This window comes from Vibrio sp. CB1-14 (genome assembly GCF_040412085.2).
GTDB classification, from domain to species: domain Bacteria; phylum Pseudomonadota; class Gammaproteobacteria; order Enterobacterales; family Vibrionaceae; genus Vibrio; species Vibrio chaetopteri.
On record NZ_CP115920.1, the window covers coordinates 3,073,415 to 3,093,838 of the forward strand.

General features: G+C 47.7%; 18 protein-coding genes. 6 read left to right on the forward strand and 12 right to left on the reverse strand.

Features of this window, described 5'->3' with window-relative positions:
• Positions 1 to 24 precede the first annotated feature (24 nt).
• From folA to rplU, 6 genes are all read right to left on the reverse strand, one after another.
• Entirely contained in the window at positions 25 to 504 is a 480-nt protein-coding gene (gene folA, locus PG915_RS13950) for a type 3 dihydrofolate reductase (RefSeq protein ID WP_353497067.1), read from the reverse strand.
• 16 nt (positions 505 to 520) lie between these two features.
• A complete protein-coding gene (locus tag PG915_RS13955; protein ID WP_162631228.1) occupies positions 521 to 988 on the reverse strand; it encodes a threonine/serine exporter family protein in 468 nt (155 codons plus the stop codon).
• A complete protein-coding gene (locus tag PG915_RS13960; RefSeq protein WP_353497068.1) occupies positions 988 to 1,755 on the reverse strand; it encodes a threonine/serine exporter family protein in 768 nt (255 codons plus the stop codon). Before PG915_RS13960 ends, PG915_RS13955 begins: the two co-directional genes overlap by 1 nt.
• A 189-nt stretch (positions 1,756 to 1,944) precedes the next feature.
• Positions 1,945 to 3,114: an Obg family GTPase CgtA gene (cgtA, locus tag PG915_RS13965; RefSeq protein WP_353497069.1), complete on the reverse strand. Its 1,170-nt coding sequence runs from the start codon at positions 3,112 to 3,114 to the stop codon at positions 1,945 to 1,947.
• Between the two features lie 257 nt (positions 3,115 to 3,371).
• Complete coding sequence (gene rpmA / locus PG915_RS13970) at positions 3,372 to 3,629, reverse strand: 50S ribosomal protein L27 (RefSeq protein ID WP_004409945.1); 258 nt, start codon at positions 3,627 to 3,629, stop codon at positions 3,372 to 3,374.
• A gap of 20 nt (positions 3,630 to 3,649) precedes the next feature.
• Entirely contained in the window at positions 3,650 to 3,961 is a 312-nt protein-coding gene (gene rplU / locus PG915_RS13975; protein WP_006074830.1) for a 50S ribosomal protein L21, read from the reverse strand.
• A 272-nt stretch (positions 3,962 to 4,233) separates the two neighbouring features.
• On the opposite strand from rplU, the gene ispB reads away from it, so the two are divergent.
• The gene (ispB, locus tag PG915_RS13980) at positions 4,234 to 5,205 is read left to right on the forward strand and encodes an octaprenyl diphosphate synthase (protein WP_353497070.1); all 972 of its coding nucleotides are present in this window, start codon (positions 4,234 to 4,236) and stop codon (positions 5,203 to 5,205) included.
• Positions 5,206 to 5,264: 59 nt separating this feature from the next.
• Here ispB and PG915_RS13985 read toward each other — a convergent pair whose 3' ends face one another.
• Both PG915_RS13985 and mdh read right to left on the reverse strand, forming a co-directional pair.
• Positions 5,265 to 5,459: a hypothetical protein gene (locus PG915_RS13985; protein ID WP_353497071.1), complete on the reverse strand. Its 195-nt coding sequence runs from the start codon at positions 5,457 to 5,459 to the stop codon at positions 5,265 to 5,267.
• Positions 5,460 to 5,576: 117 nt separating this feature from the next.
• The gene (mdh, locus tag PG915_RS13990) at positions 5,577 to 6,512 is read right to left on the reverse strand and encodes a malate dehydrogenase (RefSeq protein WP_353497072.1); all 936 of its coding nucleotides are present in this window, start codon (positions 6,510 to 6,512) and stop codon (positions 5,577 to 5,579) included.
• A gap of 338 nt (positions 6,513 to 6,850) precedes the next feature.
• Here mdh and argR point away from each other — a divergent pair, with 338 nt between their 5' ends.
• From argR to PG915_RS14010, 4 genes are all read left to right on the forward strand, one after another.
• Positions 6,851 to 7,321 (forward strand): transcriptional regulator ArgR, encoded by a 471-nt coding sequence (gene argR / locus PG915_RS13995; protein WP_042473435.1) that lies wholly within the window; start codon positions 6,851 to 6,853, stop codon positions 7,319 to 7,321.
• A 334-nt stretch (positions 7,322 to 7,655) separates the two neighbouring features.
• Positions 7,656 to 8,624, forward strand: a complete 969-nt coding sequence (locus PG915_RS14000; protein WP_353497073.1) for a TAXI family TRAP transporter solute-binding subunit — start codon at positions 7,656 to 7,658, stop codon at positions 8,622 to 8,624.
• Between the two features lie 261 nt (positions 8,625 to 8,885).
• Positions 8,886 to 11,465, forward strand: coding sequence for a TRAP transporter permease (locus PG915_RS14005; protein WP_353497074.1), 2,580 nt, complete (start codon positions 8,886 to 8,888; stop codon positions 11,463 to 11,465).
• A gap of 119 nt (positions 11,466 to 11,584) precedes the next feature.
• Positions 11,585 to 12,025 (forward strand): universal stress protein, encoded by a 441-nt coding sequence (locus PG915_RS14010; RefSeq protein WP_353497075.1) that lies wholly within the window; start codon positions 11,585 to 11,587, stop codon positions 12,023 to 12,025.
• A gap of 86 nt (positions 12,026 to 12,111) precedes the next feature.
• Here the strand turns inward: PG915_RS14010 and PG915_RS14015 are convergent, their stop codons facing one another.
• From PG915_RS14015 to rapA, 3 genes are all read right to left on the reverse strand, one after another.
• A complete protein-coding gene (locus PG915_RS14015; protein WP_353497076.1) occupies positions 12,112 to 13,074 on the reverse strand; it encodes a D-2-hydroxyacid dehydrogenase in 963 nt (320 codons plus the stop codon).
• A gap of 34 nt (positions 13,075 to 13,108) precedes the next feature.
• Positions 13,109 to 13,846, reverse strand: coding sequence for a bifunctional tRNA pseudouridine(32) synthase/23S rRNA pseudouridine(746) synthase RluA (gene rluA, locus PG915_RS14020; protein WP_353497077.1), 738 nt, complete (start codon positions 13,844 to 13,846; stop codon positions 13,109 to 13,111).
• 128 nt (positions 13,847 to 13,974) lie between these two features.
• Positions 13,975 to 16,884, reverse strand: coding sequence for an RNA polymerase-associated protein RapA (gene rapA, locus PG915_RS14025; RefSeq protein WP_353497078.1), 2,910 nt, complete (start codon positions 16,882 to 16,884; stop codon positions 13,975 to 13,977).
• 565 nt (positions 16,885 to 17,449) lie between these two features.
• On the opposite strand from rapA, the gene PG915_RS14030 reads away from it, so the two are divergent.
• Positions 17,450 to 18,826 carry a PhoH family protein gene (locus PG915_RS14030; protein WP_353497079.1) on the forward strand — a complete coding sequence of 459 codons (1,377 nt, stop codon included), beginning with the start codon at positions 17,450 to 17,452 and terminating at the stop codon, positions 18,824 to 18,826.
• 153 nt (positions 18,827 to 18,979) lie between these two features.
• On the opposite strand, the gene tldD is transcribed toward PG915_RS14030, so the two are convergent.
• Complete coding sequence (tldD, locus tag PG915_RS14035) at positions 18,980 to 20,419, reverse strand: metalloprotease TldD (protein ID WP_353497080.1); 1,440 nt, start codon at positions 20,417 to 20,419, stop codon at positions 18,980 to 18,982.
• Positions 20,420 to 20,424 lie beyond the last annotated feature (5 nt).

Genomic DNA, 20,424 nt, shown 5'->3' on the forward strand with positions numbered 1-20,424 from the left:
AATGAACTGGCGAGCTGTAAAAACTTAACGCTCTAACACCACAAACTCCATGTTGTAGGCATTTTTTTCATCCGCACTGTAATGCTCACTATGGCTCTGCTGCCAACCTTCTCCCCAGTCAGGAAATTGCGTATCTCCATCAAGCTTGGCATCAATATGGGTCAGATACAGTTTATTTGCCATCGGAAGACAGTGACTATAGAAGCTACCGCCACCAATGATCATCGCTTCTTCGACATCGCTAACCAGCTCCAATGCCTGTTCAAGCGAGGTCACCGTATCCACACCTTCGATAGACAGCTCACTGTTACGACTCACAACAATATTGCGACGCCCCGGTAGTGGGCGTCCGATAGACTCATAAGTCTTACGACCCATAATCACAGGCTTACCCATCGTGCAGCGCTTAAACCAAGCAAAATCAGCCGGTAAATGCCACGGCATTTGGTTGTCCTTACCAATGATACGATTGTCTGCCATAGCGGCTATCATACTGATGATCATGATTGTTTATTCCTAATTAGACGATTGGGCGACGGCGGTAGAATAACAGCCCTGGCATCGCAAGACCAACCGCGAGTCCTGCGATAATGAACATCGCCTTCAAAAAGTTCTCAAGAAGCGTTGCTAGCAGCTCTGGGGTGTAGCCTAAGTGATTGATCTCCACCATCGCAATCATGGCTTTGAAAGCAAATACACCTGGCACCATAGGGATCAAAGCGGCGACTGTGAACACTTTTGGATGAGCCAAAAACTTATGAGACCAATGCACACCAATCATACCAACCAGAGTTGCGGCAAAAAAGGTCGCCCACTCAATCGGCACCCCGTAATGCATCATTAAAAAACGCGAGCCATGACCGATCGCGCCACCAATAGCGCAGTACGCCAACGCATTTTGCGGCACGTTAAATACCAGAGCAAAACCCACCGCTGGTATGGCGGCAAAAAACATATCATTAAGTAGAGCGAGTAGCAGTTCCATCATTACTGTACCCACCCTAATACGTTGGTAATGCTCATCGCACCAACGATACCTAAACAGGTCGCGAGCGTTAGTAAGCTTGCCATCACAAAGCGGGCAATCCCCATATTAATGTAGCCTTTGAGCATATCGGCCACCGAGTTAATCAGCGGAAAACCAGGCACCAACATCAGTACCGAAGAGGCCATCACTAACTGTGGCTTGTCTCCGATTCCATAAATCACGGCTTGTGCGGAGATGAGCGTAGTGACAAAAGCAGTGATCGCGAAATTGAGTAGCGGATTGAAGTGACGATGACCAAACTCCTGACGCACAATCATGCCCAAGCCAGACGCTAAAAAGGTCATACCAAACACCGCCCAATCTCCTCCGGCTAAGCGGCTAAAAGCAGCACAAGAAAGACCTATCATCACCACCACTAACCAGCGGTTGTAACGTTCTGGGCTGATTTGGTTAAGCTTTTTTTGAGCCAGTTGATAGTCGAGAATGCCCTTTTCCATCATGATGCAGATGCGCTGAATCTGCGTAACGACCCGCATATTCAAGCCGCGATCTGGGCTTCGACGTGCCGTGGTGACGCAATGTTCGTTGTAAACAGTAGTGACGACTAGAGAGCTAGCAGAGAGCGATACTTCCACTTCATCCATGCCCGCTGCTTTGCCGATTCGATGTGTAATGTGACCAACCAGGGTGCTTTCAGCGCCATGAGCTAACAGCATTTGGCCTGCTTGAGCAATCAGCCGAGAGACTGCTCTTTGATTAGGTGCCATGTATCCTTCCAAGCATGTTGTTCTAGGCAAATGTTTTGCCAATCCATAATTTATTTGGCCGATTGGTTTCTGCCAAACAAAGTGCAAACGTTTGAGCCGGTTAGTTTGCCTCAGTTTCTGAGTCAGAGAAATGATTTAGGTACAAAAAAACCGCAATAACAATTGCGGTTTTTCATTCTAGATGCGGATTTAGTCACGAACGTAGACAACGTGGCCGTCATCTTCTTCGTCATCCCAATCATCCCAGTCATCGTCTTCAGTAATCACGTCTTTACCTGACATGGCATCTTTGTGGTAGTCATCCCACATGAAGTCGACTTTCTCTTCTTCAGAGACCTCTTCTTCCGCACGTGGTAGCGTTTCCATAAAGTCAGCTAACTTGTAGCAAAGCTCTTTAGTACCGCTCTTGTTAACCGCAGAGATCTTAAAGTATTCATCTTCCCAGCCAAGCGCATCAAGGATCTCTTGGATCACTTCATTTGCTTCTTCTTCTGGCATCAGATCAACTTTGTTGAATACCAACCAACGTGGCTTATCAGCCAGTTTATCACTGTACTGCTCAAGCTCATCGATGATGGTCAATGCATTTTCGATTGGGTTAGATTGGTCGATAGGCATAATATCGATCATGTGAAGCAGCACGCGACAGCGCTCTAAGTGCTTCAAGAAACGAATACCAAGGCCAGCACCATCCGCAGCACCTTCGATTAGACCTGGAATGTCAGCCACTACAAAGCTTTTCTCAGGAACCACACTCACAACGCCAAGACTTGGGATCAAGGTCGTAAATGGGTAGTCGGCTACCTTAGGTTTCGCAGCAGATACCGCGCGAATGAAGGTTGATTTACCTGCGTTTGGCAAACCAAGCATACCCACGTCTGCAAGCAGAAGTAGCTCAAGACGCAACTCACGCATTTCACCTTTGGTACCTAGCGTCTTTTGACGAGGTGCGCGGTTAACCGACGATTTAAAACGCGTGTTACCAAGACCGTGCCAACCACCTTTAGCAACCATGACTTTTTTGCCATGTTCAGCCACTTCTGCCACGATTTCGTTGGTGTGAATATCAACCGCACGAGTACCTACTGGCACTTTCATGACTTTATCTTTGCCACGCTTACCAGTACAGTTACCACCACGGCCATTTTCTCCGCGTTCCGCTTCATAGAAACGCTGGAAACGGTAGTCGATCAACGTGTTAAGGTTTTCATCTGCCTCGATATAGATATCGCCGCCGTCGCCGCCGTCGCCACCATCTGGGCCACCTTTCGCTACAAATTTCTCACGCCAAAAGCTAACAACACCGTTACCGCCGTCGCCCGCTTGGACTTTTACTACCGCTTCATCAACGAACTTCATCTCTTACTCCGACTACTTCTTCGCTTACCCACCATAAGGATAAGACGTCATCACGACGCACCTTATGGCTTCATTCGATTATCACTACATTTTAGCAGATGACAGAGACGACTCCCCACCAAGCTAGACCCTGTCTAAACCTAGAGTTTCGTCTCTATCGACTGCCTTCATTTTCAATAAAAATTAAAAACCCCGCCGACTCGGCAGGGCTTTTGAATTCAGCTTGAAAGCATTGTGTAATTTAGCGAGACGCTTAATTACTCAGCTTCGATGCTAACGAATTTACGGTTCTTAGGACCTTTAACTTCGAATTTCACTTTACCTTCAGTAAGAGCGAAAAGAGTATGGTCTTTACCGATACCAACGTTAGTACCAGCGTGGAACTTAGTACCACGTTGACGTACGATAATGTTACCTGCAAGAACAGACTCACCACCGAAACGCTTAACACCTAGACGTTTGCTTTCTGAATCGCGGCCGTTACGAGTAGAACCACCAGCTTTTTTGTGTGCCATTGTTAAACTCTCCTAATCGATTAAGCGTTGATGCCAGTGATTTTCACTTCCGTGAACCACTGACGGTGACCTTGTTGCTTACGAGAGTGCTTACGACGACGGAACTTAACGATTTTAACTTTATCGCCACGACCGTGTTGTACTACTTCAGCAACCACTTTGCCGCCCTCTACTAGAGGAGCGCCAACTTGAATATCTTCACCGTTAGCAACAAGAAGAACTTTATCAAATTCAACAGTTGCACCAGTTTCAACGTCTAATTTCTCTAAACGAAGAGTTTGACCTTCGCTTACACGGTGTTGTTTACCACCAGATTGGAAAACAGCGTACATATTTTACTCCGCTTTTTCCGCACAGCCTTTTGATTGTTATTTCAACAAATAGGGTGTGCGCTAAACTAATCATCAATAGGGCGCAGATTCTACGCGAATGATTACCCTATGACAAGCCATATTTTGAAAAAATTGGCGAAACACTAATCGCCAATCGAAAGTGCCGCAATAATGCCCTTTCACCATGTATTAATCAACGTTTTTTAGTGTATTATTCACAGATTATAACCAACGATTAAGCCTTACAGGCTCTAAGCTCAACCGGGTACGTAATGGATTTTAAAGCTATCCAAGCACTGACTGCCGATGATATGGCAAAAGTGAATGAAACAATACAAGCACAATTAAACTCTGAAGTTAGCCTTATCAATCAGCTTGGTTTTTACATCGTGAGCAGCGGTGGTAAGCGATTAAGACCACTTCTTGCTATCCTGTCAGCCAAAGCGCTGGGGTATCAGGGCAATGCTCACACGACAGCTGCTGCTTTTATAGAATTTATACATACTGCCACTCTATTACATGATGATGTGGTTGATGAGTCCGACATGCGACGCGGGAAAGCAACGGCAAACGCGGCGTTTGGAAATGCGGCGAGTGTATTGGTGGGTGACTACATCTACACACGCTCGTTCCAAATGATGACAGCACTCGGCTCACTGCGTATCTTGGAGCTAATGAGTGATGCGGTGAATGTCATTGCAGAAGGCGAAGTTCAACAGTTAATGAACTGTAACGACCCTGATACAAGCGAAGACAGCTACATGCAGGTTATCTATTCTAAAACCGCGCGTCTATTTGAAGCCGCTACGCAAGTTGGCGCGATACTCAATGACGCTACGCCAGAAGTAGAACTTGCCCTACAAAACTACGGTAAATACTTAGGTACCGCGTTCCAGCTTATCGATGATGTCATGGACTACACCTCTAGCGGTGAAGATATGGGTAAGAATGTTGGTGACGACCTTGCAGAAGGCAAACCGACTCTACCACTTATCCACGCAATGCAACACGGTGAAGCACACGAGAGCGAGATGATTCGCGAAGCGATTGAGAAAGGTAATGGCCTGGACAAAATCGACGCCATCATGGCGACAATGGAACGTGTCGGCTCGCTTACATACACCGAAGACATCGCCTTTAGAGAAGCAGATAAAGCGATTGATGCGCTTTCTGTGGTTCCTGATAGCGAATATAAAGAGGCACTCGTCGCACTTGCCTATATGGCAGTTAAACGCAGCGCATAAAAAAGAGGTAGCGGCTCGAGTTGCTACCCCTTTTTACTTTGACTTCGCTCAGCGCTATCCTAGTAGTATTGTTCGCAGCCATTATGCAGTTGTTGGTCTTCTTGGATCTCGTCGGCGTCTAACGCCCACTGAACATCACTGCCAAGTGGCTCGACCAATACCGAATTAGACGTTTTGTCGATTACTAATACCTGACCCACGCCATGCTGGGACTCGACCCACATCCCCTTACGTACTTTGTCTATTTCCATCATCCATCCCCCCATCTTGCAACACTGTTTTTACGTGCTCCTTAAGGGATAGATCAAAAAACCCAGTCTAGTAAAGACTGGGGTTGAATATTAAGCGGCTAAATTAGCAAGGTTCGGTGATTATTTCGCGAACTCAACACCAATCTCGATGTCTTTGTTTAGCGTTTCAAGCATGCCATCTAAAGCTGCTTTCTCGTAATCACTTAACTCACCGTAGCTAAGGATAGCTTCTGCGCCATCTTTACCTAGCTTAACTGGCTGTGCGAAGAAAGGAGCGTGTTCACCATCGCCTTCAACGTACGCGCATTCGATGACGTTTTCTTCACCTTGTAGGCCTTTCACTAGCGCTAGACCAAATCGACACGCCGCTTGACCCATTGATAGCGTTGCGCTGCCACCACCCGCTTTCGCTTCAACAACTTCAGTACCTGCGTTTTGAATGCGCTTGGTCAACGCTTCTACTTCTTCAGCCGTAAACTCAACACCTTCTACTTGAGAAAGAAGAGGAAGAATCGTGACACCAGAGTGACCACCGATAACCGGTACACGCACATCGCCTGGATCTTTTGCTTTTAGGTCAGCAACGAAGGTTTCTGAGCGAATCACATCCAGTGTTGTCACACCGAACAGCTTACGCTTGTCATAAACACCGGCTTTCTTAAGCACTTCTGCTGCGATTGGCACAGTCGTGTTCACTGGGTTTGTAATGATACCAATACACGCTGTCGGGCAAACTACCGCGATTTTTTCCGCCAAAGATTTCACGATACCAGCGTTAACATTGAATAGATCAGAACGATCCATACCTGGTTTACGTGCAACACCCGCTGAGATTAGCACCACATCGGCACCTTCAAGCGCTGGCGTTGGGTCTTCACCGGCATAACCTTTGATGGAAACTGGCGTCGGGATGTGGCTAAGGTCAGCCGCTACACCAGGAGTTACAGGGGCAATATCATAAAGGGCTAAATCAGAACCTGCTGGAAGACGGTTCTTAAGTAGTAGAGCTAGGGCTTGACCGATGCCACCCGCGGCACCAATAACAGCTACTTTCATGGTAGTTCTCCTTGAGATTGGTATCTCTTATTCATAGTTTTGTAGGGTAATTTTTCATCAGCTAGTAAAAAGCTATAGCATTCACTAATCGATTACAATCAATTAACCCCAGCTTTGCGAGGTCACGCAACTCGCTAATAACGTGCCACTAAACTAGCACGTAAACCCCCTCGTTAAAACCCACCTTTTACCTTGTTAATTATGAGGTTATGGTATTTTTCCGTGACATAGGTTTAAGTGATATTGTCGGCAGAAACCATGGATAAGTTGGTTAACATAGAGGTTCTGTGCCACAATACGGCGATCACTGCGAGTAGAACGAAGAATAAGAGGCGTATATGCGCAATAATGACAAACAAGATAATCTGGTTCGCGCGTTTAAAGCGTTATTAAAAGAAGAGCGATTTGGCTCTCAAGGTGAGATTGTCGACGCGTTAAAACACGAAGGGTTTGAAAATATTAACCAATCAAAAGTGTCGCGTATGTTGACTAAGTTTGGCGCAGTGAGAACCCGCAACGCCAAAATGGAAATGGTTTATTGTTTACCTGCTGAACTTGGCGTTCCGACTGTATCGAGTTCACTGCGTGAACTGGTACTCGATATCGACCATAACAACGCGTTAGTCGTCATTCATACTGGTCCCGGAGCTGCACAGCTCATCGCTCGATTGTTAGACTCACTGGGTAAAGCTGAAGGTATCTTGGGCGTTGTCGCTGGCGATGACACCATCTTTATTACTCCAACGCTTACAGTCTCTACGAAACAACTATTTGATTCTGTATGTGATTTGTTTGAATACGCTGGTTAAGTTTTAAACGTTAACATTCAGAACAATCTGTCACGGAGCAATCCGTTCCGTGATACTCATCACATCTTAAAAAAATCAAACTCTACCCCTTAAATTCGTCTTAATTATCTGTTTTATTTGACTTATATTCCAAAAATACATCGCCTCCTGCCATTTCTAGCACAGACAAATCCCCTATATCTATTAACAATCCAGTAATTTTCTTCCAATTTATTTGGTATGATTGCGCCACTTTTTCAACATATGGATTGAAAAAGATGCCGTTTCCACATAGGAAACCTCTGAAGACAACTATAGTTATTCAGGGCTAATAATGAATAAGGAAGGGAAATTCATGGCATTTAAGAAACTTGTTAAAATCGGTGCTATTGCCGCTGCAATAATGGGCGCAGGCGCTGTTAATGCTCAAGAGTTCATCACAATCGGTACAGGTTCGGTAACGGGGGTTTATTACCCTACTGGCGGTGCAATCTGTAAGCTTGTGAATAAAGGCCGTAAGGAACACAACATCCGTTGTTCAGTAGAGTCCACTGGTGGTTCTATCTACAATGTCAACACTATGCGTGCTGGTGAGTTAGATTTCGGTATCGTTCAATCTGACTGGCAATATCACGGCTACAACGGCACGAGCAAATTTGAAGAGCAAGGCCCTTACAAAAAGCTTCGTGCGATGTTCTCTTTGCACACAGAACCATTCAACATCATCGCTCGTTCTGATGCTGGTATCAACAACGTGACTGACCTAAAAGGTAAGCGTGTGAATATCGGTAACCCTGGTTCTGGTGACCGCGCAACAATGGGCGTTGTCATGGATGCAATGGGTTGGACTAACGATGACTTCAAACTGGCTTCTGAACTAAAAGGTTCTGAACGTTCACAAGCTCTTTGTGACAACAAAATCGACGCGTTCGTTTATGTTGTTGGCCATCCAAACGGATCAATCAAAGAAGCAACAACATCTTGTGAAGCTAAACTAATCTCTGCGACTGGCGAAAAAATCGATGAAATCGTTTCAGCAAACCCTTACTACGCTTACAGCAATGTACCGGCAGGTATGTACCGTGGCACAGAGGGTGACGTAAACAGCTTCGGTGTTGCCGCCACTATGGTAACCACATCAGACGTTTCTGACGAAACAGCATACAATGTGGCTAAAGCAGTATTTGAAAACTTCGATACATTCAAACGTCTTCACCCAGCGTTCGCTAACCTGAAGAAAGAAGACATGGTGAAAGCAGGTCTATCTATCCCGCTTCACCCAGGTGCTGAGAAGTACTACAAAGAAGTCGGTCTACTAAAATAAGACCACTTCGTAGGGGAGGCATCGCTTCCCCTACAGCTTTTCTATTATGAGTAACACTCAAAACAATTAACACCAGTGCATCCAACTGGTGTGGCTATTTGGGCTCTCTTTCCAAGCCCGTCATTAAGAGCCCAAAAACACAACAACTGCTACACGTTTGCATCCATTGACTACAATGTTAAATGCGAAATAGGTTCGTGCCTTTTTAATTAGCCTTTGGCTTAAACGTCACGAATCCAAAAATAATAAAGGACAACGTACATGACGCAGACAACACAACCGTCGCAAGATGTGCAAGACATGGTCGCACAGGCTGACACTGGCGCACGAAGCCCTAAGGGGATCCCTGCCAAAATTCTTTGGTTCGTGCCGCTATGTTGGTCACTGTTTCAACTTTGGTACGCTTCACCACTGCCATTTATATTTAACTTTGGCGTACTGAACGACACTGAAGCGCGCTCTATTCACCTAACCTTCGCTATTTTCCTAGCGTTTACCGCCTATCCAGCGATGAAGAATTCGCCTCGAGACAGAATTCCTGCCATCGACTGGATTTTGGCGCTTGCAGGCAGTTTTTCTGCCGCCTATATCTATTTATTCTATACCCAGCTTGCTGGGCGCTCTGGAGCACCGACGACAATGGATATCGTCGCTGCAGTCACGGGCATGGTGTTGCTATTAGAGGCGACACGCCGTGCACTCGGTCCACCGCTGATGGTGGTCGCTGCGGTGTTCTTGCTGTATACCTTTGGTGGCCCATACATGCCGGACGTCATCGCGCATAAAGGTGCAAGCCTTAACAAAGCGATGTCACACCTATGGCTCACCACTGAAGGTGTGTTTGGTGTTGCACTTGGTGTATCGACCTCGTTTGTATTCCTATTCGTACTATTCGGCGCAATGCTTGAACGTGCTGGTGCGGGTGCATACTTCATTAAAGTTGCGTTTTCACTGCTTGGCCATATGCGCGGCGGCCCTGCAAAAGCCGCGGTGGTTGCGTCTGGTTTATCTGGCCTAGTGTCGGGTTCATCGATTGCCAACGTAGTAACCACAGGTACCTTTACCATTCCACTGATGAAGCGTGTTGGCTTTCCTGGCACTAAAGCTGGTGCAGTAGAAGTGGCCGCGTCCACCAATGGACAGCTCACACCACCAATTATGGGTGCAGCGGCATTCTTGATGGTGGAATATGTCGGTATCTCTTACGTTGAGGTTATTAAAGCTGCACTTCTGCCAGCACTGATTTCTTATATTGCTCTTATCTACATCGTTCACCTAGAAGCATGTAAGGCTGGTATGACGGGTCTTCCTCGTCGCCACACCCCAACACTGGTACAAAGCCTGCTGTCGTTTACCGGTACTATTTTGGGTCTGTGCGTCATCAGCGCCGTAGTCTACTACGGTATTGGCTGGACTAAAGGTGTGTTCGGTGATGCAGCAACACCTATTGTGGGTGCAGTTCTCCTGCTTGCTTATGTTGGCTTGTTACGCATTTCGGCTAAGTACGCCAAAGAAGGCGGTCTTGAGATTGATGCAGAACTAAATGAGGTTCCTGATCCGGGTCCAACCATTAAGTCTGGTTTACACTTCTTGCTACCAATCGTGGTACTGGTTTGGTGTTTGACGGTTGAACGTTTCTCACCAGGTCTGTCCGCATTCTGGGCAACTGTGTTTATGATCTTTATCCTGATCACTCAGCGTCCTTTGATTGCTTTAATGGCGAAAACCAATGATGTTACCGAAGAACTTAAAGCGGGCTTCGTTGACCTAGCAGAAAGTCTTGTCTCTGGTGCTCGAAACATGATTGGTATCGGCGTGGCCACAGCGGCTGCAGGTACCGTAGTGGGTGTTGTTACTCTAACCGGTATTGGCCTTGTGATGACCGACTTCGTTGAGTTCATTTCCGGCGGTAACATCATCTTGATGCTGCTGTTTACCGCGGTTATCTCACTTATCTTAGGTATGGGTCTACCGACAACGGCGAACTACATCGTAGTATCAACACTGATGGCGCCAGTGATTGTAACGCTTGGCGCGGCACACGGTCTTATCATCCCACTGATTGCTGTTCACTTGTTCGTGTTCTATTTCGGTATTCTTGCTGATGATACGCCACCAGTAGGTCTCGCCGCCTTTGCTGCTGCAGCCATTGCTAAGTCAGACCCTATCCGTACCGGTATTCAAGGTTTTACCTACGATATTCGTACTGCCATTCTGCCGTTTATGTTTATCTTCAATACACAGCTATTGATGATGGGCATTGATTCTTGGTGGCATTTGGCACTGACGGTGATTTCAGCGATCATTGCGATGCTTATCTTCTCTGCAGCGACGCAAGGGTGGTGGTTTACTAAGAACAAGTGGTGGGAAACGGTGCTGCTTCTAGCGCTCACTTTCACCTTCTTCCGACCGGGTTTCTGGTGGGACATGATCTATCCAGCTAAGGTTCTTTCACCTGGGGTTGAGATAGCTCAAATTACTGAAAACCTAAATGTTGGACAATCACTTGAGTTAAGAGTCGCCGGTGAAACACTGGAAGGTAAATACGTCGAGAAGACCGTTCGTCTACCATTTGAAGATGACGCCGTTGGTGCAGACGATCGTATCTCATCTATGGGTCTAATGCTTAATGAAACTGACGGTAAAATGATTATCGATATGGTTGAATTTGGCAGCCCAGCTGAGGCATCTGGTCTAGACTTTGACTGGGAAATTAAATCTATCGTGCAGGAAGCGGATAGACCAATGAAAGAGTGGGTATTTGTACCTGCCCTGCTTTTACTTATTGCTATGGCGATGAATCAAAAGCGTCGCGCTCGTCGTGAAAACCTGAGCGCATAGGTAAGTTAGGCTCCAAGTTTAATGCTTGGAGCCTTCTACCTTTAAACGGAACGGATAATACTAGCCAAGCTTATGCTTTACCCTATGCTAGTAGGGTAGGAACCAAAAAGAGAAATAACATGTACAAGCAAATCCTTGTTCCTGTCGATCTGAATGACAAAGGCTTTTCAGACAAAGCCGTCGAAATCGCCGTTTGGCACGCCAAACACTCCAATGCAGAAGTGCATCTGCTGAATGTTCTGCCTGGCATTCACATGTCTATGGTCGCAAGCTACTTCCCTAAAGATGCGGCAGCACAAATGAAAAATGATGTGAAAGCACAATTAAAAGCGTTTGCCGAGCAGCATATCTCCGAAGATGTGGTGTACAAGGTACATGTTGCAGAGGGCAAGCCTTATGCGACTATCCTTGATTATGCCGAGCGCCTTGGCGCCGATCTCATCGTCATGCCAAGCCATAAACGCTCGAAAATTGATAAGGTTGTCCTTGGATCTGTGGCGAGTAAAGTGGTGCAAAATTCGCCTATTAACGTGCTGGTCGTAAAACCACAGACAAGTTAAGCCACAGGCAAGCTAACCGTATGCATACTATAAAGCCCCACCTCACGTGGGGCTTTTTGTTTGTGCGGTTTCTAAATGGCGCTCCTCTATACCACTCGGTTCTGATCAACGCCTTCCATCGCGACTTCAAGGTTACTGACCAGTATTTCGCACAACTTGGTTATCGATGAATCGCTACCCCACGCGACATGCGGCGTCAGTATTAAGTTGGGCAGTTGCTGATTGGCGACTAACGGGTTATCCATAGGCGCAGGCTCTTCGATAAAGACATCAACGCCAGCACCGGCAATATCTCCCTCTTTTAGTGCTGCGATAAGCGCCGCCTCATCAACCAAGCCACCACGACCGGTATTAATAAGCACGGCCGTCGACTTCATTTTACTCAGCGCAGCAGTATCAATCAGGTTTCGAGTTTCTTCAGTGAGTGGGCACAGCAGCGCTATCGCATCACTACTGGCTAAACACTCCTCAAATGCGACATACCCTGAGCGGCACTGGGCAGCACCTTTACGTTCAGCAAACTGCACCTTAATACCGATGGCACGTGCCAATACCGCCGTAGCCTGCCCTAACGCACCACTACCAATGATACCGAGTGTAGAGCCCGCCATATCTTGAATTGGATGAGTAAAGAAACAGAACTTGTTTTGCCGCAGCCACTCGCCCGCAGCAATATCACTATGGTAGGCCAAAAGGTTTCGCTTTAAGGCAAATAGCAAACCAATGATGTGTTCAGGGACGGATTGGGTCGCATACCCTTGAATATTGGTGACGCGAATGCCACGCTGTTGGCAGTAGTCCAAATCCACATTGTTGACGCCTGTTGCTGCAACGGCGATGTGCTCAAGCTTGGCTGCGTTACTCAACACATCGGCTCCCAAAACCACTTTATTGCTCACCACAATATCAGCGTCAGCAATTCGCTGTTTCACCTCATGAGGTTCAGTTTTGGAGTAATTGACCCATTGGTGGTCAAAAGCAGGCGTAGGTATAGGAATGTGAGCTGGGATCGTATCTCGGTCTAGGAATACAATCTTTTTGGCGGCCATGACCTCTCCTTTGATGTTCACGGCCGACAGTTATTTATGGCCGAGGAAGAGTCTTATAATCCGGTAATTGTGGCGCTGGGTCAAAGTGCTCAATCACAAGTTGCTCGGTCTGTGGGTAAAAATCACACGGGACAAAAATCGCCTGAAGCTGCTCGGTTTGTGGATGATAGAAACAGAGCTCTGAGGCATGCAGCTCTAGACGGTCAGAATAGTTCATGGCCTCTTCATGAGCATAGAACTCATCACCCACAATAGAATGACCGAGAGCCAGCAAGTGAACGCGCAATTGATGAGAGCGCCCAGTGATCGGAAACAGACGAACGATACTGGTTTCCTCTTCCCGCTCAACCACTTGGTAGTAGGTTTGTGACGGCTTACCATGCTCATAGCACACCTTTTGGCGCGGGCGGTTTGGCCAATCACAAATCAAAGGCAGATCAATCAGCCCTTCACTCTCTTTCGGCGTGCCCCAAACGCGAGCATAGTAAATTTTGTGCGTCAGACGGTATTGAAACTGTTTCTTTACCGAACGCTCTGCCTCTTTGGTTTTCGCCAGCAGCATAAGGCCTGATGTCGACATATCAAGTCTGTGCACCACCTGAATATCAGGGTAGTCGGTGACTAAACGGCTCCACATACTATCGTAATGCTCCGCCGCTTTTCCAGGAACCGACAACAGTCCAGAGGGCTTGTTGACCGCAAGGATGTGATCATCCTCATAGACAATATCAGTCCAAGGATCAGTGGGTGGGGTGTAGCTTAGCATGGCCATAACAAGGTCTCGCAATGGAAATCAGAATAGCTGACAGGAAAAACAAAAGGCGCAACTTACGCTGCGCCATTGTATCAATCGCATCTCGGGTTGGCGAAATGCTTAATTAAAAAGCCGAATATATAAGCTTAGTTATGGCTGACGACAATCAAGCGCAGCGAATCAAGCTGACCTTGTGCCTTATTGATGTAGCCATCTAGCTCAGCAATTTGAGACTCAATCGCTTCAATCTCTTCATCACGGATATTTGGGTTAACCGCTTTCAAGGCTTGCAGACGCTCAAGCTCGCCGTTAAGACTCGCGTACATCGCTTTGTGCGCATCTTCACGAACTGCAGTCACCTTCTCTTCAACCGCGCCGTTACCCGCTTCAATTAGACGATGAACGTCCGCTTGAACTGAGCCTACTAGCTTGCTCGCTAGATGACGGTTTACTGGGCTAAGTTGGCGGTTGAAGCCTTCAAACTCAACTTGTGAAGAGAGATCGTTGCCACGGCCATCCATCATCATGCGAATTGGTGTTGGCGGTAGGAAACGGCTAATGCCACTTTGCTTCGGTGCTTGCGCATCCACAACGTAAACCAACTCAAGCAAAATCGTACCCACTGGCAGCGCTTTGTTCTTCAGTAGCGATACTGCACTCGTGCCTACACCTTCACTCATCACCAAGTCGATACCGCCTTGGATCATTGGGTGCTCCCAACTGATAAAGTTCATATCTTCACGAGACAGCGCGGTATCACGATCAAACGTAATGGTCGCACCATCGTATGGAAGACCTGGGTAGCTTGGCACCATCATGTGCTCAGATGGAGTCACCACAAGAGCATTCTCACCTTTGTCGTCTTGGTTTAGACCTATGGTGTCAAAGAGGCTCAGCGCAAATGTCACTAGGTTAGTATCGCCGTCCGTTGCTGAGATCTTCTCTACAATCTGCTGCGCCGCTTCGCCGCCATTGGAGTGCATTTCTAGCAGGCGATCACGGCCTTGCTCCAGCTCGTGTTTCAGCTCTTGGTTGTATTGACGAGAACCTTCAATCACATCATCAAGCTCACTGATATCACCGCTGGCTAGCATGTTAATGATGCTTTCCTGGTAGCGGTCATATACCATGCGCCCCGTTGGACAAGTTTCAGCAAACGCATTCAGACCTTCGTTAAACCAACGCGCTAGAATGCCTTGCGACGTGCCTTCTAGGTAAGGGACGTGTACATCGATATCACGTTTTTGACCAATACGATCTAAGCGACCAATACGCTGCTCTAGAAGATCTGGGTTGAATGGCAAGTCGAACATCACAAGCTGGTTAGCAAACTGGAAGTTACGACCTTCAGAGCCAATCTCACTACAGATCAGAACCTGAGCACCGCCCTCTTCCTGCGCAAAATAAGCCGCCGCTTTATCACGCTCTAGAATCGACATGCCTTCGTGGAAGACAGTCGCGCGAATACCTTCACGCTCACGCAATGCTTGCTCAAGTTGCAGCGCAGTACTCGCACGAGACGCAATGACCAAGATTTTCTCACTGCGTTTCGCGGTGATCTTCTCAATCAGCCAGTTAACTCGCGAGTCAAACTGCCACCAACTTGAATCTTCACCTTCAAACTCTTGGAAGATCTCTTCTGGGTAAAGCATCTTCATGGCGCGCGCTTCAGGCGTCATCTTACCGCCAATCATGCCAGAAACACGCATTGAAGTGGTGTACTGCTGCGGGATTGGCATCGGCACCAAGTTAACATTACGTGTAGGGAAACCTTTGATGGCGGCGCGAGTGTTTCTAAACAATACGCGACCTGTGCCGTGACGATCCATCAGATTATCGATAAGCTCTTGGCGCGCTATCGCTTTCTCTTCATCACTGGCCTTACTTTCTAGCACATTAAGCAGTGGCTCTACATCTTGCTCGGACAGCAGTTCGGTAATTTGGTTTTTAGCATCATTCGCCAGAGATTGACCTGAAAACAGCGCTGTTACCGCATCGGCAACCGGAGCATATTGCTCTTCTTCTTTAACAAATGCGTCGTAGTCAAAGAAACGATCTGCATCGAGAAGACGCAAACGGGCAAAGTGGCTTTCGCGGCCAAGCTGCTCAGGAGTAGCAGTCAGTAGCAGCACGCCCGGCGTTTTTTCTGCTAGCGCTTCAACCACTTGGTATTGACGGCTTGGCTGCTCTTGGCTCCACTCTAGGTGGTGTGCTTCATCGACCACCAACAAGTCCCACTCGCCTTCCAGCGCTTGTTCAAAACGCTTGCGGCTCTTGCGAAGGAAATCCAGTGAACACAACACAAACTGCTGAGTATCGAACGGGTTTTCAGCTTCCGCGTACGCTTCAATACAACGTTCTTCATCAAAGATAGAGAAATGCAGGTTAAAGCGACGCATCATTTCGACAAGCCACTGGTGCTGCAGGGTTTCAGGTACCACGATCAACACACGCTGCGCTCGACCAGATAGTACCTGCTGATGAATGATCATGCCCGCTTCAATGGTCTTACCTAGGCCTACTTCATCGGCAAGCAGTACGCGAGGCGCGTAGCGGCGACCCACTTCATGGGCAATAAACAGCTGATGAGGAATTAGGCCTGCACGCATACCACACAGACCACGCATTGGACTCTTGTGTTGTTCATACTGGTTGCTCAGCGCGCGGTAACGCAGCACAAAGTTGTCCATGCGATCGATTTGACCCGCGAACAATTTGTCCTGTGGCTTGTTAAAGCGAATTTGGTGGCTTAGAAAGATCTCGCGCAAAGCGACATTCGCTTCTTCAGTATCTTGACGGGTACCCACGTAAGTGAAGATACCTTGGTCTTCGATCACTTCTTCAACTTCTAGCGACCAGCCTTCTTGGCACTCAATGACATCACCGACATTAAACGTAACTCGGGTGACAGGCGCATCACTACGAGCGTATACGCGATTCTCTTCTGATGCTGCAAACATAAGTGATACTGTTCTCGCATCCAGTGCGACGACCGTACCCAAACCTAAATCACTTTCCGTATCGCTAATCCAGCGCTGCCCTAAAGCAAATGTCATAGAGAGACTACCTCAATTCGTGTCGATTTTTGTCATTTCAGCGGTAACACAGCCTGCCAAATCGTGGCGCACTGAGCTCAATACTCCGCCCAAATAATAGTAGGTGATAGAGCAAATTTTGCTCACCCCATCCCCTAGATGAAAGGTCGCTAATCTTACTTGAAGGCGTGATACAGGTCACGCCAATTACAAGGAAAAGCTGAGTTTTTTTTGAATTGTCGTGGTTGACATCAAACTGCAAAAAAACAGTGTCATTTCTGAGAACGAAAGTAACATTTTTCACTTATACTCAGAATGTAAACGTTAACGACATATGACTACTCGCCAAGCCCTGATAGTCACCTCTCTCGTTAGCCTTACAGGGAATCAGGTTCAATTCGATATCATTCCAATTGAACGTAACACGGTTGACTCACTAAGATAGGACATCAGAGCCAGCGTAGATCCCCAGCATTGCTAGAACTAGTGAAACGGCTAGAACCAGCGAATGTGGACAGACAGTCTGACTCGATCGCCATCTGAGTTAACCGCAAAGGACAAGCGCCAGTTGCGGCAAGGAGACTCTATGGGCGATACCGACCGTAAAATTTTCGTTCTCGACACCAATATCCTTCTCCACGAACCTCACGCCATTTTTTCCTTCAAGGAACACGATGTCGTCATTCCGATGACGGTTCTCGAAGAGCTCGACCGAATTAAAGACAGCAAACGCGATGTCGCGCGTGATGCTCGTGTCGCCATTCGAGCCCTCGAAGATATTTTCAAAGACGCCACACCAGACGAGATTTCAGAAGGCATTCCGTTTTCCAGCAACATCGAGGCAACGGGCACCATTTCCATCCTCGCCGATTACGTACTGCAAGAAACCGTCAAAGCCTTTGCCGACAAAGAGGGAGACAACCGGATACTGAACGCAGTGCTCTATCTGCAGAACAAACGTTCACCACGCGAGGTGGTGCTGGTGACGAAAGACATCAATATGCGACTACGCGCTAAAGGGGCTGGCGTACGTTTTGTTGAAGATTATCGAACCGACCAACTGATTGATGATGTGCAGTATCTGACAAAAGGCTTCCAAAAATCGCAAGGCGCGTTTTGGGAGCACATTGATGAGGTTGAAACCAAAACCTTGGCCAGCAAGACCTATCACACCTTCGACCGAGAGGCGATTGACCCAACCTTCATCAACCAATACCTCATCGACGAGTCGAGCGACTTTGCAGGGCGAGTTGCCGACATCGACGATGATAAGGTGACGATTCGCGACTTGAGCCAAGAGCGCATGCTGTGCCGTCAAGCGTGGGATATCAGACCGAAAAATATCTACCAAGGCATGGCGATGGATGCCCTACTCGACCCGGACATTGACTTAGTCATTCTCACGGGTGCGGCAGGTAGTGGTAAAACCTTACTTGCCATGGCTGCTGCACTGGAGATGACCATAGAGCGTGGCATGTTCGATAAGATCATCGTAACCCGAAACACGCCGGACATTGGTGAGTCGATTGGTTTCCTACCGGGTACTGAAGAAGAGAAGATGATGCCGTGGTTGGCGGCGATTACCGACACCCTTGAAGCGCTGCACAAGAACGATCACTGTACTGAAGGGTCACTCAAATACATTTGCGATAAGGCTAACATTCAATTTAAGTCGATTAACTTTATGCGCGGTCGCTCGATTCAAAATGCGTTTGTGCTGCTTGATGAGTGCCAAAACCTAACCGCATCGCAAATTAAAACCATCATCACACGCTGTGGTGAAGGCACCAAAATTGTTTGCTCTGGCAACTTAGCGCAGATTGACTCGCCTTACTTAACGCCGGTGACATCAGGGCTCACTTACATGGTAGAGCGATTTAAGAACTTTGGTGGCAGTGCCAATATTCACCTCAATGGTGTGGTGAGAAGCCGATTGGCGGAGTTTGCTGAGGAGAATTTGTGAGTCTTTCGCGGGATAGCAATACTACGGAATGACAATACTGGGTCATAAAACTAGTGCGTCATAAGAGAAGGCGTCATCCCCTTGAAAAAGGGGATGACGTTATATCAAATGACGGGATACCGAATGACAGTAATTATAGTCGTTCGTGTAAAGTTAGTCCGTGCCACCAACAGTTAGGGAATCCAGCTTCAAGCTAGGCTGACCCACGCCGACTGGCACGCTTTGTCCCGCTTTACCACACACGCCCACACCGCGGTCAATCGCTAAGTCGTTACCGACCATGGACACTTGCTGCATCGCTTCAATGCCGGAACCAATTAGTGTTGCGCCTTTCACAGGGGCGGTAATCTTGCCGTCTTCAATCAAGTACGCTTCTGAGGCTGAGAACACAAACTTACCCGAGGTGATGTCCACCTGACCGCCGCCAAAGTTTGGCGCATATAGGCCTTTCTTCACCGTTGAGATGATCTCTTCAGGAGAGTGCTCACCCGGCAGCATGTAAGTGTTGGTCATACGCGGCATTGGTAAGTGCGCATAAGACTCACGACGCGCGTTACCCGTTGGGTTCACGCCCATAAGACGCGCATTGAGCTTGTCTTGTAGGTAGCCTTTCAATACACCGTTTTCGATCAGGGTATTGTACTGACCATGTACACCTTCATCATCAACGTTAAGTGAGCCGCGCAAATCTTGCAGCGTGCCGTCATCAACAATGGTACAAAGGTTTGAAGTGACTTGCTCGCCAACCTTGCCTGAGAAGACTGATGACTCTTTACGGTTGAAGTCACCTTCTAGACCGTGACCTACCGCCTCATGGAGTAGTACGCCAGGCCAACCGGCACCGAGTACCACAGGCATCATGCCAGCTGGAGCGTCAATCGCTTCAAGGTTAACCAGTGCTTGGCGAATTGCTTCGTCTGCGTAGTTGTAAGCAACCTGCTGACCTTCTTCCGTTGATAGAAAGAAATCATAACCATATCGGCCACCACCGCCCGCACTGCCGCGTTCGCGACGATCGCCTTTTTGCGCGAGCACGCTAATAGATAGTCGAACCAATGGACGAACATCACCCGCCAACGTGCCATCGGTTGCCGCGACCAGCATCTGCTCATACACACCGCTTAGGCTCACTGACACTTCTTTGACCAATGGCTCTTTGGTGCGGATGTAGGCATCGAGCTGTTTCAGCAGCTCGGTTTTTTGCTGCTTTTCCCAGCTTTCCAGCGGGTTCACTGCCGCATAATAGGCTTGGTTGTCGCTGCGGGTCAGCGCTTTAACTTGAGCGCTTTGACCTTGCTGGGCAATACCGCGAGCTGCGACTGCGCTCTGCTTCAGCCCTTCAAGAGTGATTTGGTCGGAGTATGCAAAACCGGTTTTCTCACCGGTTACAGCGCGCACACCAACACCGCGGTCGATGTTAAAAGAGCCATCTTTGATGATGCTGTCTTCAAGGACTAAAGATTCGTGCCAGCTGGATTGAAAATAAATATCTGCATAGTCAATTTGGCGAGTCGCAATGCTCGCCAGCGTAGCTTCAATATCTTGCTCAGAGAGACCAGTTGGGCCTAGTAGCGCGTCTTCTATGCGTTCCATATTTG

Bases quoted from the DNA above. Each gene is read 5' to 3' on its own strand.
- rplU (WP_006074830.1), bottom strand. From the start codon at position 3,961: ATGTACGCTGTTTTCCAATCTGGTGGTAAACAACACCGTGTAAGCGAA.
- PG915_RS13985 (WP_353497071.1), bottom strand. From the start codon at position 5,459: ATGATGGAAATAGACAAAGTACGTAAGGGGATGTGGGTCGAGTCCCAG.
- PG915_RS14005 (WP_353497074.1), top strand. From the start codon at position 8,886: ATGACGCAGACAACACAACCGTCGCAAGATGTGCAAGACATGGTCGCA.
- PG915_RS14015 (WP_353497076.1), bottom strand. From the start codon at position 13,074: ATGGCCGCCAAAAAGATTGTATTCCTAGACCGAGATACGATCCCAGCT.
- tldD (WP_353497080.1), bottom strand. From the start codon at position 20,419: ATGGAACGCATAGAAGACGCGCTACTAGGCCCAACTGGTCTCTCTGAG.
- PG915_RS14010 (WP_353497075.1), top strand. From the start codon at position 11,585: ATGTACAAGCAAATCCTTGTTCCTGTCGATCTGAATGACAAAGGCTTT.
- PG915_RS14000 (WP_353497073.1), top strand. From the start codon at position 7,656: ATGGCATTTAAGAAACTTGTTAAAATCGGTGCTATTGCCGCTGCAATA.
- mdh (WP_353497072.1), bottom strand. From the start codon at position 6,512: ATGAAAGTAGCTGTTATTGGTGCCGCGGGTGGCATCGGTCAAGCCCTA.
- ispB (WP_353497070.1), top strand. From the start codon at position 4,234: ATGGATTTTAAAGCTATCCAAGCACTGACTGCCGATGATATGGCAAAA.
- rluA (WP_353497077.1), bottom strand. From the start codon at position 13,846: ATGGCCATGCTAAGCTACACCCCACCCACTGATCCTTGGACTGATATT.
- PG915_RS13960 (WP_353497068.1), bottom strand. From the start codon at position 1,755: ATGGCACCTAATCAAAGAGCAGTCTCTCGGCTGATTGCTCAAGCAGGC.
- folA (WP_353497067.1), bottom strand. From the start codon at position 504: ATGATCATCAGTATGATAGCCGCTATGGCAGACAATCGTATCATTGGT.
- PG915_RS13955 (WP_162631228.1), bottom strand. From the start codon at position 988: ATGATGGAACTGCTACTCGCTCTACTTAATGATATGTTTTTTGCCGCC.
- rapA (WP_353497078.1), bottom strand. From the start codon at position 16,884: ATGACATTTGCTTTAGGGCAGCGCTGGATTAGCGATACGGAAAGTGAT.
- argR (WP_042473435.1), top strand. From the start codon at position 6,851: ATGCGCAATAATGACAAACAAGATAATCTGGTTCGCGCGTTTAAAGCG.
- cgtA (WP_353497069.1), bottom strand. From the start codon at position 3,114: ATGAAGTTCGTTGATGAAGCGGTAGTAAAAGTCCAAGCGGGCGACGGC.
- rpmA (WP_004409945.1), bottom strand. From the start codon at position 3,629: ATGGCACACAAAAAAGCTGGTGGTTCTACTCGTAACGGCCGCGATTCA.
- PG915_RS14030 (WP_353497079.1), top strand. From the start codon at position 17,450: ATGGGCGATACCGACCGTAAAATTTTCGTTCTCGACACCAATATCCTT.